The organism is Pseudomonas sp. MWU12-3103b (genome assembly GCF_023100615.1).
Classification (GTDB): domain Bacteria; phylum Pseudomonadota; class Gammaproteobacteria; order Pseudomonadales; family Pseudomonadaceae; genus Aquipseudomonas; species Aquipseudomonas putida_A.
In genome coordinates this window covers 225,635-240,092 of sequence record NZ_JALMEY010000007.1, presented here as the reverse complement: position 1 = coordinate 240,092, position 14,458 = coordinate 225,635, and the positions used below count along the sequence as shown (strand labels likewise).

Sequence of the window (14,458 nt, the reverse complement as noted above, 5' to 3'; positions counted from 1 at the left end):
CATGACCTCTGCATCCGTTGTCGCTCCAAACCTCATCCGTATCGCCGCGGCGCTGTTGCTCAACGTCGAAGGCCAGACCCTGCTGGTGCGCAAGCGCGGCACCACGGCGTTCATGCAACCGGGCGGCAAGATCGAAGCGCATGAGTTACCGGTGCACGCACTGGCCCGCGAGCTGGAAGAAGAGCTGGGCCTGCAAATCGACCCGACGCAGGCCTGCTTCCTTGGCCAGTTCTCGGCGCCGGCCGCCAACGAGCCGGGATTTGTGGTGCAAGCGGAGATCTTTCAGCTGACGATCAACACCGATGTGATGCCCGCTGCCGAAATCGAGGAAGTGATCTGGATCGATCCGGCCACTGACGCGGGTCTGGTTCTGGCGCCATTGACACGCGACCTGATCCTGCCGTTTTATCGCAGCTCACTGACGGCGCTCGCCTGATCATTCACGCAAAGGACATTGCCATGATCCCGCTTCAAGACCTGCTGATCTTCGCCGCCGCCGCGCTGTTGATGGTACTGACGCCGGGGCCGAACATGATCTACCTGATCTCGCGTTCGATCTGTCAGGGACGCAAGGCCGGAGTCACCTCGTTGCTCGGTGTGGTCGCGGGATTTTTCGTGCACATGTTTGCCGCGGCCGCCGGTTTGACCGCGGTGTTTCTGGCGGTGCCGCTGGCTTATGAAGTGCTGAAGTGGGCCGGTGCGCTGTATCTGCTGTGGCTGGCCTGGCAAGCGGTCAAACCCGGTGCGCGCTCGCCGTTCGAAGCGCAGCAACTGCCGGCGGATTCGTCGCGCAAACTGATCACCATGGGCTTTCTTACCAGCGCCCTGAATCCGAAAATCGCCGTGTTTTACCTTTCGGTGTTTCCGCAATTTATCAGCCCCGAACACGGTTCTGTGTTCACCCAGAGCATCATTCTTGGCCTGACCCAGATCAGCGTCAGTTTCAGCGTCAATCTGCTGATCGCGCTGTTCGCGGCGGGCATCGCGTCGTGGTTTGTGCGCAATCCGACATGGCTGGCGCTGCAGCGTTACTTCATGGGATTTGTACTCGCCGGTCTGGCGGTGCGCCTGATGCTTGAACAACGCAGGACGGCCTGAACATGTGGATCGAACGCCTCGACGCCAGTCATGCCCTGGCTTATCGCGAGCTGATGCTCGAAGCCTACGACCGCCATCCGCAGGCCTTCACCTCCAGCGTGCGCGAGCGCGCGGTGATGCCGCTGAGCTGGTGGGAAGCGCGGCTGACCAGCAAGCTCGACGTGGTGCTCGGTGCGTTCGAGGAAGGCACACTGGCCGGCATCGTCGGCCTGGCATTCGAGCCGCGAGAAAAGGCCCGCCATAAGTCGACCCTGTTCGGCATGTACGTCTCAGCCGATTTTCGCCAGCACGGCCTGGGCCATCAGCTGGTCGAGGCTGCCATCGCTGAAGCCCAAACCCATCCCGAACTGAAAGTCCTCCAGCTCACCGTCACCGCCGGCAACGACGCCGCGCTCAACCTGTACCAGCGCTGCGGCTTCATCCAGTTCGGCCTTGAGCCGCTGGCGGTGCGGGTCGGCGAAGACTACTTCGACAAGATTCACATGTGGCGACAACTCTGATCGTCCCCCTAAGTGAGAGGTTTTTGTGGCGAGGGGATTTATCCCCGATGGGCGGCGAAGCAGCCCCAAATCCTACAAACGCGGGCTATCTGAAACTCCGAGTGCACAGGTCTCAGGGCTGCTGCGCAGCCCATCGGGGATAAATCCCCTCACCACAATGAATCTTTTTGTCTCGCAAATGTTCTCGGTTTACCGTCAGTCATGAGGCACCTTGGTGTCAGCGAACCGCGCTGACCCCATCCAGCGTCGAGAATGATGTGTCCTTGGCGGTCAGCAGGAAATCGCGCATGTAAGGCGCATCGAGCATGTCCGCACGAATCGCCGCGTACAGCGTGGCAAACAGACCTTTCTCACCCAGGCGCTTGGCCTTTACGTAGCCGCGTGAGCTGTATTCGTGCAGCGCCCAGTGCGGCATGCCGCAGACGCCACGGCCGCTGGCGACCAGTTGCATCATCATCACCGACAGCTCCGAGGTGCGCACTTGCGCCGGTTCGATGTCGGCCGGTTCGAGGAAGCGGGTGAAGATGTCCAGCCGATCGCGCTCCACCGGATAGGTGATCAGCGTTTCAGTCAGCAGGTCTTCGGGAACGATGTACGGTTTGCTCGCCAGCGGGTGCTGGTTGGCGACTGCGAGCATCGCTTCGTAAGTGAACAGCGGCACGTAAGTGATGCCGGCGATGTCCAGCGGATCGGAGGTCACCACCAGATCCAGATCGCCGCGGGCCAGTGCCGGCAACGGGGCGAAGGCGAAGCCCGAGGCGAGGTCGAGTTCGACTTCCGGCCAGGCGTCGCGGAACTGGTCGATGGTCGGCATCAGCCACTGGAAACAGCTGTGGCATTCGATCGCCATGTGCAAACGCCCGGCGGTACCCCCGGCCAGACGACTGATGTCGCGTTCGGCGGCGCGTAGCAGCGGCAGGGTCGCGTCAGCCAGTTGCAGCAGGCGCAGGCCGGCGCTGGTGAAACGCACCGGTTTGGTCTTGCGCACGAACAACGGCATGCCCAGGCGTTCCTCCAGTTCCTTGAACTGGTGCGACAGCGCCGATTGGGTCAGGTGCAGACGGTCGGCGGCATCGACCAGGCTGTCAGCCTCGCGCAGGGCATGCAGGGTTTTCAGATGACGGATTTCAAGCACTGCTGGCCCCATGAGGAAAATTTGTGATTATGACGAAAGCGGTGAGTTTGTCTCATGTTGACGGCGCTGTCGACCGCTCAAATAGCAGCGGGGCACAGTCAGTGCCCCGCTGGTTTTGCTCTAGAGATCAGCGAAATGCCGAATGCCCAGCGGTTTGCCGATATCGCCACGCCAGATCGCTTCGACCTGCGCACCGCCGGCGGCCTGGGCCTGCTGCCATTGCATGCCGAGATTGCGTTGTTCCGGCAATTTCAGGTGGGCTTTGACGAAGTCGGCGAACGGCACCTTGTCCGAGGTGTAGTGAAAGTGGGCGAACCACAGCGTGCGCGGTGGGGTGCTGGTGAGGTCGCGCACTTGGTATTCCTGAAGGAAATCCTTGCGTCCGTCAGCGCGTTTGCCCAGTGCCCGCAATGAACCTTCGCGGCGGATATCCACCACTTGCTGTTGCAGCAAATAGTCCAGATAGCCTTCGGTGGGTGTCTTGCTGCGCAGTGACTGATCAATGCGCAGGGTACGACCGGTACGTCGCAGCTCACTGGCCTTGGCGTGCAATTGCACCACCAGTGGTTCGGTCGGCGATAACCGTTCGATGGCCTGGGCGCGGATGCTCAGCTCGGTCGCTTCGCTGCTGAACATGTGTTCCAGATCCACCGGCAACATGTCCTGACGGGTGTAGCCCTGCACCTTGGCGCTGTAGGCCGCAACCGCCTCCAGACGTTTTCGCGCTTCCGCGAGCAATGGTTGAACATCGGTCGGCAGCGGTGTTGTGGCAGGTGCGGGGCGGGCTTGCAGATGATATTTGCCGCTGGAGCGCGGCAGCCAGGTTTCGCGGAAACCGTCGATGCCTTCGACGGTAAAGCGTTTTTCCCGGGTGCCGGGGTCAATGCTTTCGGTACCGATCAGCAACTGGTTGTCCTCGGTTTCGAACAGTTGCCTGCCGCCCGGCTCTCGCGGTTTGATCGGCGGGCGCTGTTTGATCGAGTGCCGCGCGTGTGCTTCGACCTTGGTCAGGCCATCGAGGAATGGCCCGACCTGTTCCAGATCCAGATGCTGCGCATAACCCAGCGTCCAGGCGTTGAGCTGACGACGGAAACCGGCATAGATCTGCAGGCAATCCTCGATCACCTGTTTGCGCTCGACCAGGCTGGCGCTGACTTCTGGCAGGTGATGCTGGGTCAGCAGTGCGCGCCCGACCTTGACCCGGGCGTCTTTGAGCTGGGTATGAAAATACACCCAGGACAGGTCGCTGACCGCATCGTAGCGAGTAATGATTTCCAGCAGATGTGCAGTTCTCAGGTAGTGGTGCGTGTTGTCGCCCAGGTTGCGGTTGAGCGCGGTCATGTCTTTCGCCATCTGGGCTTTCTGCGCGCGATTGCTGATGCGGTTGTTCCACAGGTTGGCCTGCTCGGTGATTGCGTGCAGTTGATCGAACTCCTTGAGGAAATCCTTGCGTACCTGCTTGCGCCGGGCCATGAGTTTTATATGGGCCGCTGTATTGCCGAAAGGGGTGGCATCGGATTCGGCGACCAGTGCGTCGATCCGGTTCAGGTGTTCCAGCAAGCGGTCGCGGGCAACAGTGACGCGCTGCACGGCGCGGTCGGCCACGATCCAGGCACAGCGGCTGCGGATGTCTTCGATCTGCAGACGCTTGCGGCCATGGCTCAAGGGCAACAGTTCGGCAAGGTTGTCGTATTGGGCGATCGCGAGGTCGATGTCATTCAGGCATGCTGCGTCGACTGCTGTGTGTAGTGGCTTGCGCTGGGCAACGTCGAGTTTCTGGTAGTTCTCCAGCAACTGGTTGGAAGCGCGTGTCTGGGTATCAAGGCGCCGGGTATAGGCGTCGGCGGTGTTGGTCAGGGTCAATTGCCGGCGCAGTTGCCGATCGGTCCACCAGCGCGGTAACCACTGGCGAATTGGCGCGGGCCAGAGCGGGTCCATGCCGTCGGCCAGATGTCCAAGCACGGCGCCGCCGCCAGCACCGCCGCCGTCCATAACGGTGCCGTACACCGCGTAATGGGTGTTCCACTGGCCGTTTTCGTCGAGGGCGATCGGTTGTTTGTAGCTGCGCAGCCGTGAGCCGTAAAGCCTCCAGCCACGTGGCGCGTCGCTGAGCTGAACCCGATAGATGCGGCCCTGACGAATGATGAAGTCACCATCGGCGTGGCGGTAGACGTTGCGATAGACACCGTGGGTGGCCGGGTGCAGGCCGGCGAGGGAGATGTCGAATTCGTACTCGTATCCCGTGAAGCGCTCGAGCGACTGCCTGGCATATTGCCAGGATGTTGGTATCGCGGCGGATCTGCCCAATGCCGCGCGTTGCCGCTGGCGGCTGGCCAGACGAGCGGCTGCGGGTGCCGAAACTGTTCCGGGAAGCACATCCATTGCCGCGTCGATCAGCGACAGCAGCACCGCCTCTACCTCCGCCAGCCCATGCCCGAGCTCGCCGCGCAAGAACGCCGCGACGGCCAGATTGGCACTGTTCCAGGCGTCATACAGGGCCACGGCCGCGCCCACGAACGGCAGCATGCCGATGGCCATTTTCAGATAGTTGAACAACGCCCCGGACTTCAGTGCACAGCGTTCGAGATACAACGCATCGTTGGAACGTGAACTGCTGCGATGGGCCTCCAGCAACCGGCCCATGTGCACGTTCAGTAAATGAATGGCCAGTGATGTGGTCGCCGGCCAGGCCATCCCGACGCCGATCAGCGCATCGAAATTGCGCAGCTGTGCCTGGTTGATCCGGCTGACATGGCTGGCAAACTCGCCGCTTACCGCGCGTCCCGCCAAGTAGCTGACCATTTTGCTGTCCACACAACGCTTGAACAGATCCACCCGCGCCTGCTCCAGCGTTTCGTATTGACGGAGGAAGATCGCGTCGGGGCTGTCGGGCAAGTAGAGCAGGGTCAGGCCACTGGTTTGCTCGACAATGAACGTGACACCCGCGAGCGTGCTCGGTCCTTGATGCGCGGTGTCCTCTCCACCGACGGTCAGGTGCACCGGCAGCAGCGCGATGCGTTGTCCATTCACGGCATACGCCTGAGGTGTAGTCGCCTCGATGGCGACTTTCAGCACGGCATGGCCGGCATTGTCGATGTGCCGTTGCAGCAGCGCGAACTCACCTTGCAACCTGAGCATCAGCCGCCACGGTTCGCTCAGGCATTCACGGCGCCAGGCCTGCTGAAACGCCGGTTCTCCCGGCGCGCCGAAAAATGCCTGGCGAATCAGTTCTTCGTAACGTCCGGGCAGATCCAGCTCTGTTACCAGATTGCGCAAATAGGCCGGGGTGATCCCGGCTTCCAGGCGCTGTCGATCAGTGGGGTTCTCGGCGCGGATCCTGGCCCGCATGAAGGACAGGCGCCACTGCACCTCCTGATCGATGTTTTCCTGTGCCAGTTGTTCAAGGGTGAGGTCGCCGCGCTTGTCGCTCGCGGTCAGGACAATGCGTTGCGGTGTGCCAGGCGCGGCGCCTTCCATCACGGTTTTTTGCCAGAAGGTCGAGTCGGGCAGGTCGAGGCTCACGCTCACGCTTTGTTTGAGCGCGAAGTCTGCGCGCAAGCGGGCGTCGATGCGTTGTTCGGCGAAGGCCTGACGCGGCGGTAATTCCCGTTCGAGCAACGCATGAGCGCGTTGCATGGCGCCGAGGTACTGGGTGATCAGCGTTTTGATCCGTGCACGTGGCGCGTCGTCCAGCTTTTCAAACCATGCAGGCAGGTGGCCGGCCAGCGCCGCGCTGCGGTCTTGCGCCTGACGTTCGGTAAATGCCCGTTCACGGGCTTGCGCGACCGCTACGGTCAGGCGTGGCAGATATTGTTCGCGCAGCTTTTCCATCTCGGCCCGGCGCTCGTCGGCCCGGCCGGGCAGCGGGTTGTCACGCAGGATCTGCGCGGCCTGCTGTTCGCATTGATAGAGCTGTCGATCAAGGGACCAGGCCAGAGGGTCCCCCGTGAGCGGGGTCAGGTGCAGGGTCAGCCCGCCGTCGTTCGGCGAATGTTTGAACAGATCCTGTGCCAGCGCTGTACGTGAAGTAAAACGTTGCAGCCCGCCGAACTCGCCCGGCCAGTAAAGCAGCAGGCTGTCGCTCGAGTCAGGCTCCAGTGCGGCGGTCGTCGCTATGATCAGTACGCCATGCAGCTCCTCGACGGCGGTCATGTTCTGATCTGCCGCCGCCATCGATAGGCGGGCGATAACCCCGTCCGCTGTCGGCAGATGGCGCCCCGGTGCGTCCAGCATCGCGATGATTCGCCGATGCTCCTCGACGGTCAGCTGATCCAGCGCCCTTTGCAGTTCGACCTCGGCGCGCAGCCCTGCGATACGGGCCTGAAGCAGGGCGTGGTGATGGACATTCGTGGCATGACGCAGCTCGAGCATTTTCAGCGGATCGCGACTCTCAAGCAGTGCTGAAGCGGCAGCGTGGCTGGCTTGCCGGGCTTCACTCAGTGCGTCGAAATGCTGCGCCAGTTGTTGGCGTTGCGGGTTGTTCAGCTCTGCTGCAGCGGCTTCGCCGAGCAAGCGCTCGAGGGCCCGCTGCTCAACATCAAGCGCCCGACTGCGCTGGTTGAAGGGAATGTCCGGACTCAGCAGACCGAACAGCGCGACGTCATCGGAGGCAGGCAACGCGTCGATCGCAAGTTCGGACGGTGCGCCGATCAGCTCGTGGAAGTCACTCGTCGACGCTGAACCCGTGAACAGCATTTGCAGGTTGAGGCGCAGCGGATCCTGACCGAGCACCGGCTCGACCAGTGTCACCGCCTCCAGCCGTGAGTATTGCCCGCTCTGCCGGCAATGACTGATCAACCAGTCCTGCAGATCGACGTGTTGCCGGAACAGCTGCAGTGCCGGGTCGTGCGAGGGCAGATACAGTAAATGTCGCGTCGGGTCGAGACGAATCAGCAGCGCACCGGGCAACGTGACCTGGCTGTCATCGCGGCGTGCGAGTCGTGGCTGGCGGATGGCAACGTCGCTGTGTGTGGTCTGCGGGTCAACGCTTGTCAGCAGCCTCTGCAGGGGCGCGGCCTGCAGCGTCCCTTGTGCATGGGCATTCAGGCAGCTCGCCTCGAAGTGCTGGCGATAGATAAGCAGCGCCTGATCCCGACGCGAAAACGGCGTGCCGGTTGCGCGCTGATCCCAATCGTCGCGCGCGGCTTGCGCCATCAATGCCCGCCACTGCCGATGACAATCGCGCAAACACGCGCTGGACTGCTGGTGGAGGTTCTGATCGAGATTTTTCGGCAACGAATGGGGCAGGCCGAAATCGACCGTGGCGGGGGTGGGGAGGTCGAACATGATGAAAGGATTCCAATGGCTTGAAAGACCGGGCTGAGCCGGATTTCAAGCCATTAGAGGTCAGACGTCGGAGGCAGGTGTGGTACTGGGGTATCGCTTTGCGCTGGTCTGTTTGCAGAGTGTGTCCGCCTGCTCAACGGCCTGCACAAATGACCGCTCGGCAATCTTCATCAAACTGTCACGCAACTGTGGCAGCGCGCTTGAACAAACTTCATCAGACTCGCGCTCTACTGGGGTTCTGCGTTTCGGTGTTTTTCATGAGCAAGGGATTTTTTTCGCTCGCGGCCGTTTTGGTCGCGTTTTTATTCGGTACGTCAGCGTTCGCGGCGGCGCGTTGCGATGTGAATGTGCCGACCGCGCATGTCGATCTGCAACAAGTGAGCATTGCCTACCAGAGCATCGGCCGTGCTTCGGATCCGGCGCTGTTGCTGGTCATGGGCCTGGGTGGTCAGTTGATCCACTGGCCGGACGAGGTGGTGGTTGCGCTGTGTCAGCAGGGTTTTCGAGTGATCCGCTATGACAACCGCGATGTCGGCCTGTCGACCTGGCGACAGGCCCCGGCCGACGCCAACCTGACGTTTGAAGTGCTGCGCTACAAGCTCGGCTTGCCAGTGTCGGCGCCGTACTCGCTGACGGACATGGCCGACGATGCGCTGGGCTTGATGGACGCGTTGCACATCGACCAGTTTCACGTACTGGGCGCGAGCATGGGCGGAATGATCGCCCAGCATCTGGCGGCGATGGCACCGCAGCGGGTAGAGAGTCTGACGCTGATCATGACCAGTTCCGGCGCTGAAGGTTTGCCGGCGCCCAGTGCGGCGCTGGTGCAATTGCTGGCGCGGCGTGGTGCGCCGAATCGCGAGGTGGCGCTGGAGCAGCAGGCCGATCTGCTGGCGGCGCTCGGTAGCCCGGCGGTCACCGATGACCGGCAAGCGTTGCTGCATCAGGCGGCGGTAGCCTACGACCGGGCGTTCAACCCTGAGGGCGTGAAGCGCCAGATCATGGCGATCCTTGCCGAGCCGAGCCGGGTGGCCTTGCTCAATCAACTGCGGGTGCCGACGCTGGTGGTGCACGGCACAGCCGATCCGCTGTTGCCGGTGATGCACGGGGTGCATCTGGCGGCGCACATTCGCGGTAGTCAGTTGAAGCTGATTCCTGGGCTGGCTCATCGTTTTCAGGAGGCGTTCAAGGCGCCCTTGCTGGCGGCGGTGTTGCCGTATTTGCAAGAGCACCGTGAAGACACCTCGCACTGGGCGCAGATTGAGCCGGTGGCAAGCGGCAACCTGCTGTAGCTGAGGTTTTGGCGGTGTTGATTCGGGCCTCTTCGCGATCCAGCCCGCTCCCACAAGGGGAACCGTATTCCGAATGTGGGAGCGGGCTTGCTCGCGAAGGGGCCATCACTGTCATCGCAAGAGCAGGCAGGTGTATCGTGCAAACTTTCCCGCACGATTTCCGCCCGCGAGGTATGTGATGAATTCCGCTTTGAAAATCGATTTTGTCAGCGACGTTTCCTGCCCGTGGTGCGTCGTCGGCCTGAATGGCCTGCTGCAGGCGCTGGAGATTCTGCGCGATGAAGTGCAGGCCGAGATTCATTTCCAGCCGTTCGAACTGAACCCGAAGATGGGCCCGGACGGGCAGAACATCACCGAACACATCAGCGAAAAATACGGCTCGACTCCGGAGCAGTCACAGAAGAACCGCGAGGCGATTCGTGCCCGTGGCGCCGAGGTCGGATTTGCCTTTCGCACCGATGGCAACAGCCGCATCTACAACACCTTTGATGCTCATCGTCTGTTGCATTGGGCCGGGCTTGAGGGGGTGCAGTTGCCGTTGAAGCAGGCGCTGTTCAAAGCCTATTTCACTGATGGCGGTAATCCGTCCGATCACGCGCAACTGGCGCAGATTGCTGAAAGCGTGGGCCTGGATCGGCAGCGTGCGCAAGCTATTCTGGCCTCCGACGAGTTTGCCGATGAGGTGCGTGCAGAAGAGCAGCTGTGGCTGCAACGCGGCGTAAGTTCGGTACCGACCGTGGTGTTCAACGGTCAGTACGCGGTCACGGGCGGGCAACCGGTGGACACCTTTGTCGGGGCGATCCGGCAGATCATCAGTGAAGCCCGCGGCGGCACCGTCAACTGACCTTGCGGGGTCAGCGCACGATCTTGTCGACGTGAATCCCGAGCTTCTTCAGGCGATACCAGAAGCTGCGCTCGGAGATCCCGATCAACTGCGCGGCGGCAGCCTGCACGCCATTGCTCTGTTGCAGGGCCGCCAGAATGTAGGCCTTCTCGACTTCGGCGAGTGCTGCGTCCAGATCCGCCGGGACACCGTTGATTTCGCTCAGCGGGCCGCTGCTGTCCGAGGCCTGTGCGGCGAACAGGTAAGCCGGCAGATCGTGCTCCTCGATGATGTTGGCGGAGGCGACGATGGTCGCGCGCTCCACGCAGTTCTGCAGTTCGCGGATGTTGCCCGGCCATGAATAGCGGGTCATGGCCTGCAAGGCCTGCGCGCTGAAGCCGCTGATGCGTTTGCCGGCAGCGGCGCCCAGCGTGTGGGCGAAGTGGCGGGCCAGCGGCGCGATGTCCTCGACCCGTTCGCGCAATGCCGGCAGCGGAATGGGAAAGACATTGAGGCGGTAGTAGAGATCCTCGCGAAACTCCTTATTCGCCACCGCTTGCAGCAAGTCTTTGTTGGTGGCGGCGATCACCCGCACATCGACCTTGCGCTCTTTGGTATCGCCCACCGGCTCGATCACCCGCTCCTGCAGGGCACGGAGGATCTTGGCCTGCAGTGCCAGCGGCATTTCGCCGATTTCATCGAGAAACAACGTGCCCTTGTCGGCCTGCTGAAAGCGCCCGATGCGATCGGCCACGGCGCCGGTGAACGCGCCTTTGCGGTGACCGAACATTTCACTTTCCAGCAGCCCTTCAGGGATGGCCGCGCAGTTCACCGCCACGAACGGTTTGTCGGCGCGGTTGCCATGCTTGTGGATGGCCCGGGCGACCATTTCCTTGCCGGTGCCGCTTTCGCCGCTGAGCAGCACGGTGGCGGCGCTTTCGCGTACCGAGTCCACCGCTTGCAGCACGCTGCGAAAACTCGGGCTGTCACCGATCAGGCTGTCGATCTGCTGATGCTCGTCGAGCTCGGCGCGCATGCGCTGGTTGTCTTTGAGGATGTCGCGAAACTGCAGGGCCTTGCTGACGGTGATGTCCAGCTCGTCGATGTCGAACGGCTTGGCGATGTAGTCGAACGCGCCGTTGCGCATCGATTCCACGGCGTTTTTCACCGTGCTGTAGGCGGTCATGACGATCACCGGCAACTGCGGATAGCGGGTCTTCACCTCAGCCAGCAACTGCGGGCCGTCCATGCCGGGCATGCGCCAGTCGCTGATCAGCAGATCGATGTCTTCGCTTTCCAGCACTTTGAGTGCGTGCAGGCCATTGCCGGCGGTGAACACGCTGATGCCGTTCTGCCCGAGGGCCGAGGCCAGCAGGTCGCAGAGTTTCGGTTCGTCGTCCACTACCAGAATGTTATGCGTCATCGTCGCTCTCGTCGAAGTCTTCGCCATTGGCCGGAATGTACAGGCTGAAGGTGGCGCCGGCATCTTTTTCGCTGACGCATTCTACGCGCCCGTTATGACTTTCCATGACCGAAAACACCTTGGCCAGACCCAAACCGGTGCCCGAAGCCTTGGTGGTGACGAACGGGGTGAAGATGCGTTCGAGCATGTCGGCTTCGATCCCCTGACCAGTGTCCGCGACGCCGATGATGGTGAATTTTCCAGCGTTGGCGATGCTCAGGGTCAGGCGACCGCCGTCGGGCATTGCGTCGATGGCGTTGACGATCAGGTTCAGGCCCACCTGTTTGAGTTGCTTGGCATCGGCGTAGATCGTTGCCCCCGGCGCGTGATCGGCGATGTGCAGATCGATGTTGTGGCTGGCCACTTCCGGCTCGCAGAATCCGGCCAGTTCGTCGACCAGGGTGCGTGCTGATTGCGTAGCGCGGATCGGCGCGCTGGGTTTGGCGAAGTCGAGAAACTCGGTGATCAGGTCGTTGATACGGCTGACTTCCTTGACCACGTATTCCAGGTGACGCTTGTCGGTTTCCGGCAGATCGGCACGGCGATGCAGCAGTTGCGTGGCGGTTTTGATGATGCCCAGCGGATTGCGAATTTCATGGGCCAGACCCATGGCGACTTCGCCCAGCGCGTGCAGGCGATCACGGCGGCGCAGTTGCGACTCCAGATGCTGCAACTCTTCCAGACGTTCGCTCATGTGGTTGAACGTGCTGCTCAGTTCTGCCAGTTCGTCGCCGCCATTCACGCTCAGGCGCTGATGATAATCGCCGGCGATCACCGCCTGTACGCCACGGGCCAGACCGCGCAATGGTTTGGTCAGGCGTTGCGAGACCAGCCAGCCAACCGCCAGCGACGCTGCCGAGCTGAGCAGGAAAATCAGAATGAACAGGTTGCTCTGATTGACCAGGCCGACCAGGCTGGTGTGGCGCAGCAGACCGCTGAAGATGACGCCTTGCAGTTGGCCGTTTTCATTGAAGATCGGCCGGTAGATACCGCTGTAGTTATTGGTGAATTGTTCGTAGGGGCCTTTGGTCTCGCGCAGGATCTGCTCGATTTTCTTCGGCACTTGCGAGGGGTGATCCTGGAAGCGCTGGGTCGAGAAAATCTCGGAAAAGTCCTCGCCCTTGGCCAGGTACAGGCGCAGGTCCAGCGAGTGCACATCGGCGACGCTGGTCAGGAAGCTGTTGTCCAGATAAGTGCCGACGATCATCTTGTAGTCCACGCCCCCCTGATCGGTCTCGAAGGTCGAAATCACCGTGCCGGTGGGTACGCCGCCGACTTGCAGGGTCTGCAGCACAGCCTTCGGCGCGGTGCTGATCTGGCTGACGATATCGTCGGCGGCGGTACTGAACACCACTCTGTTATCGCTGTTGCGGATCAGCGTCACCACATCGATGCCCATGGAGTCGGCGATATCGGCGGTCAGCTTGTCGTGCCTGGCGGACTGGCGGTCGGTGGGCGGGCGGGCGTGGCGCATGAACAGCTTCGCGGCCCGGGCGTTTTCGCGGAGGATTTCACTGATTTCATCCTCGACGATCTTCGAGGATTCCTGCAGCCAGATGCGCACGTTGCTGTCGAAGATCTGCGACAGCGTGGTGGCCGCCAGTTCCGCAGCGATCATGGTCGGAATCACGCTGACCAGCCAGAAGGCCAGCACCAGTTTGCGTTGCAGGCTCCAGCCGGAGAGGGCGAAAGGGCGGGGCGTGGCGCGTCGGTCATTGATCATTGGATTTCGCTTATTGCAGCGGCCAGGGCCGGATCGCTGCGATCCGGGCGGACGAATATTTTCACCAGACGCAACAGTTGGTCGAACAGTGGATTGCGATGGCGGAAGAACACGGTGTTACCGACAAACGAGCAACCCAGACGCAGCTTACTGGCATAGCCGGCCTGCCCGCACACATAGATCGCCAGTTTGTGTTCAATACAGTAGTCGACATTTTCCAGCCAGCTACGAGTGTAAAGGTTGTACTGGCGGGTGCGGGCCAGATCATGGGCGAAAAACTTGTCGACCATCCGTTGCCCGTCGAGCAACAGCAGGTTGAACGCCACCAGTTCATCCTCGACCCAATAGAGCACACAGGCTGCGCGGTCATCGAGGTGATTGAGCACTTCGCGAAAATACGCCGCAGGCAGGCATTCGAAGGCCAGATCACTGCGGGCCAGAGTGGCTTCGTAGAGTTCCATCATGCGCGGCAGCAGGTCGTGCACCGAGCGCCGCCATTCCGTGCGCGGGCCCTGATTGCGCAGGGTGCGACGCAGGTCCTTGCGCGTGGATTTGCCGAGGCTGCCCAGATACGCGTCCACCGAGGCGAAGTTGATCGGCAATTCGGCGCCGGGCAGACCGGGCATGCTTTGCAGGCCGGCCTGGCGGCAGACGTCGAGCCATTGTCGATCGCGATGCGAGGCGTCCTTGACCGCGAGCAGGCCGATCCCGGCCTGCTCGGCATCTTGCCGGGCCAGCTCGAGCAATTGCCTGAGCAGTGCCGGGCGCTGTGTCGAGGCAATGTGCGAAGCGCTGCCGACATGGCATTGCTCCGCCACCGGCGAGCCGAGGGCGTACAGGCGGATATCGAACAGTCCGGGCAGACGCCGGCGCAGCCATTGGCTGACCCGTTTGCCCGCACCTTGCAGGGTGGTGTCCAGCGAATAGGCGGTGGTGAACGCCACGGTGGCCGCGATCAGGCGGCCATCCTCGTGCAGCGTCAGATAGCGCCAGTGAAAGCCGTCGATGCCGGCCCGTTCCACGGCGCGGTAGTAATCCCAGTCCTCCAGCTCATCGACGAAGCAGTCATTCCAGGCGCAGCGGTCGATCGCTTCGATCGTTGAAAAGGCTTGAGCGGTGATCACGTCGGTTCCTTGTGT

Annotated in this window: 10 protein-coding genes; 5 read left to right on the top strand and 5 right to left on the bottom strand. The window is 61.9% G+C overall.

Annotated features, from left to right (window positions below):
* Position 1: 1 nt before the first annotated feature.
* From M0808_RS13815 to M0808_RS13805, 3 genes are read left to right on the top strand one after another with little or no spacing between them, the layout of a single operon-like run.
* Positions 2-436 (top strand): NUDIX domain-containing protein, encoded by a 435-nt coding sequence (locus tag M0808_RS13815; protein ID WP_247841471.1) that lies wholly within the window; start codon positions 2-4, stop codon positions 434-436.
* 23 nt (positions 437-459) lie between these two features.
* Positions 460-1,098, top strand: coding sequence for a LysE family translocator (locus M0808_RS13810; RefSeq protein ID WP_134787245.1), 639 nt, complete (start codon positions 460-462; stop codon positions 1,096-1,098).
* A gap of 2 nt (positions 1,099-1,100) precedes the next feature.
* Entirely contained in the window at positions 1,101-1,598 is a 498-nt protein-coding gene (locus M0808_RS13805; RefSeq protein WP_247841469.1) for a GNAT family N-acetyltransferase, read from the top strand.
* A 217-nt stretch (positions 1,599-1,815) separates the two neighbouring features.
* On the opposite strand, the gene metR is transcribed toward M0808_RS13805, so the two are convergent.
* Positions 1,816-2,733, bottom strand: coding sequence for a transcriptional regulator MetR (metR, locus tag M0808_RS13800; RefSeq protein ID WP_007968856.1), 918 nt, complete (start codon positions 2,731-2,733; stop codon positions 1,816-1,818).
* A gap of 120 nt (positions 2,734-2,853) precedes the next feature.
* Positions 2,854-8,019, bottom strand: a complete 5,166-nt coding sequence (locus tag M0808_RS13795) for a DUF6543 domain-containing protein (protein WP_247841467.1) — start codon at positions 8,017-8,019, stop codon at positions 2,854-2,856.
* 257 nt (positions 8,020-8,276) lie between these two features.
* Between M0808_RS13795 and M0808_RS13790 the strand changes: the two genes are divergently transcribed.
* Positions 8,277-9,311, top strand: coding sequence for an alpha/beta hydrolase (locus tag M0808_RS13790; protein WP_247841465.1), 1,035 nt, complete (start codon positions 8,277-8,279; stop codon positions 9,309-9,311).
* A gap of 178 nt (positions 9,312-9,489) precedes the next feature.
* Complete coding sequence (locus M0808_RS13785) at positions 9,490-10,155, top strand: DsbA family oxidoreductase (protein ID WP_247841463.1); 666 nt, start codon at positions 9,490-9,492, stop codon at positions 10,153-10,155.
* A gap of 10 nt (positions 10,156-10,165) precedes the next feature.
* Here M0808_RS13785 and M0808_RS13780 read toward each other — a convergent pair whose 3' ends face one another.
* From M0808_RS13780 to M0808_RS13770, 3 genes are read right to left on the bottom strand one after another with little or no spacing between them, the layout of a single operon-like run.
* Positions 10,166-11,557 (bottom strand): sigma-54 dependent transcriptional regulator, encoded by a 1,392-nt coding sequence (locus M0808_RS13780; RefSeq protein WP_098965400.1) that lies wholly within the window; start codon positions 11,555-11,557, stop codon positions 10,166-10,168.
* Entirely contained in the window at positions 11,547-13,319 is a 1,773-nt protein-coding gene (locus M0808_RS13775; RefSeq protein ID WP_247841461.1) for an ATP-binding protein, read from the bottom strand. Before M0808_RS13775 ends, M0808_RS13780 begins: the two co-directional genes overlap by 11 nt.
* Positions 13,316-14,443 carry a GNAT family N-acetyltransferase gene (locus tag M0808_RS13770; RefSeq protein ID WP_139054268.1) on the bottom strand — a complete coding sequence of 376 codons (1,128 nt, stop codon included), beginning with the start codon at positions 14,441-14,443 and terminating at the stop codon, positions 13,316-13,318. Before M0808_RS13770 ends, M0808_RS13775 begins: the two co-directional genes overlap by 4 nt.
* Between the last annotated feature and the right edge of the window lie 15 nt (positions 14,444-14,458).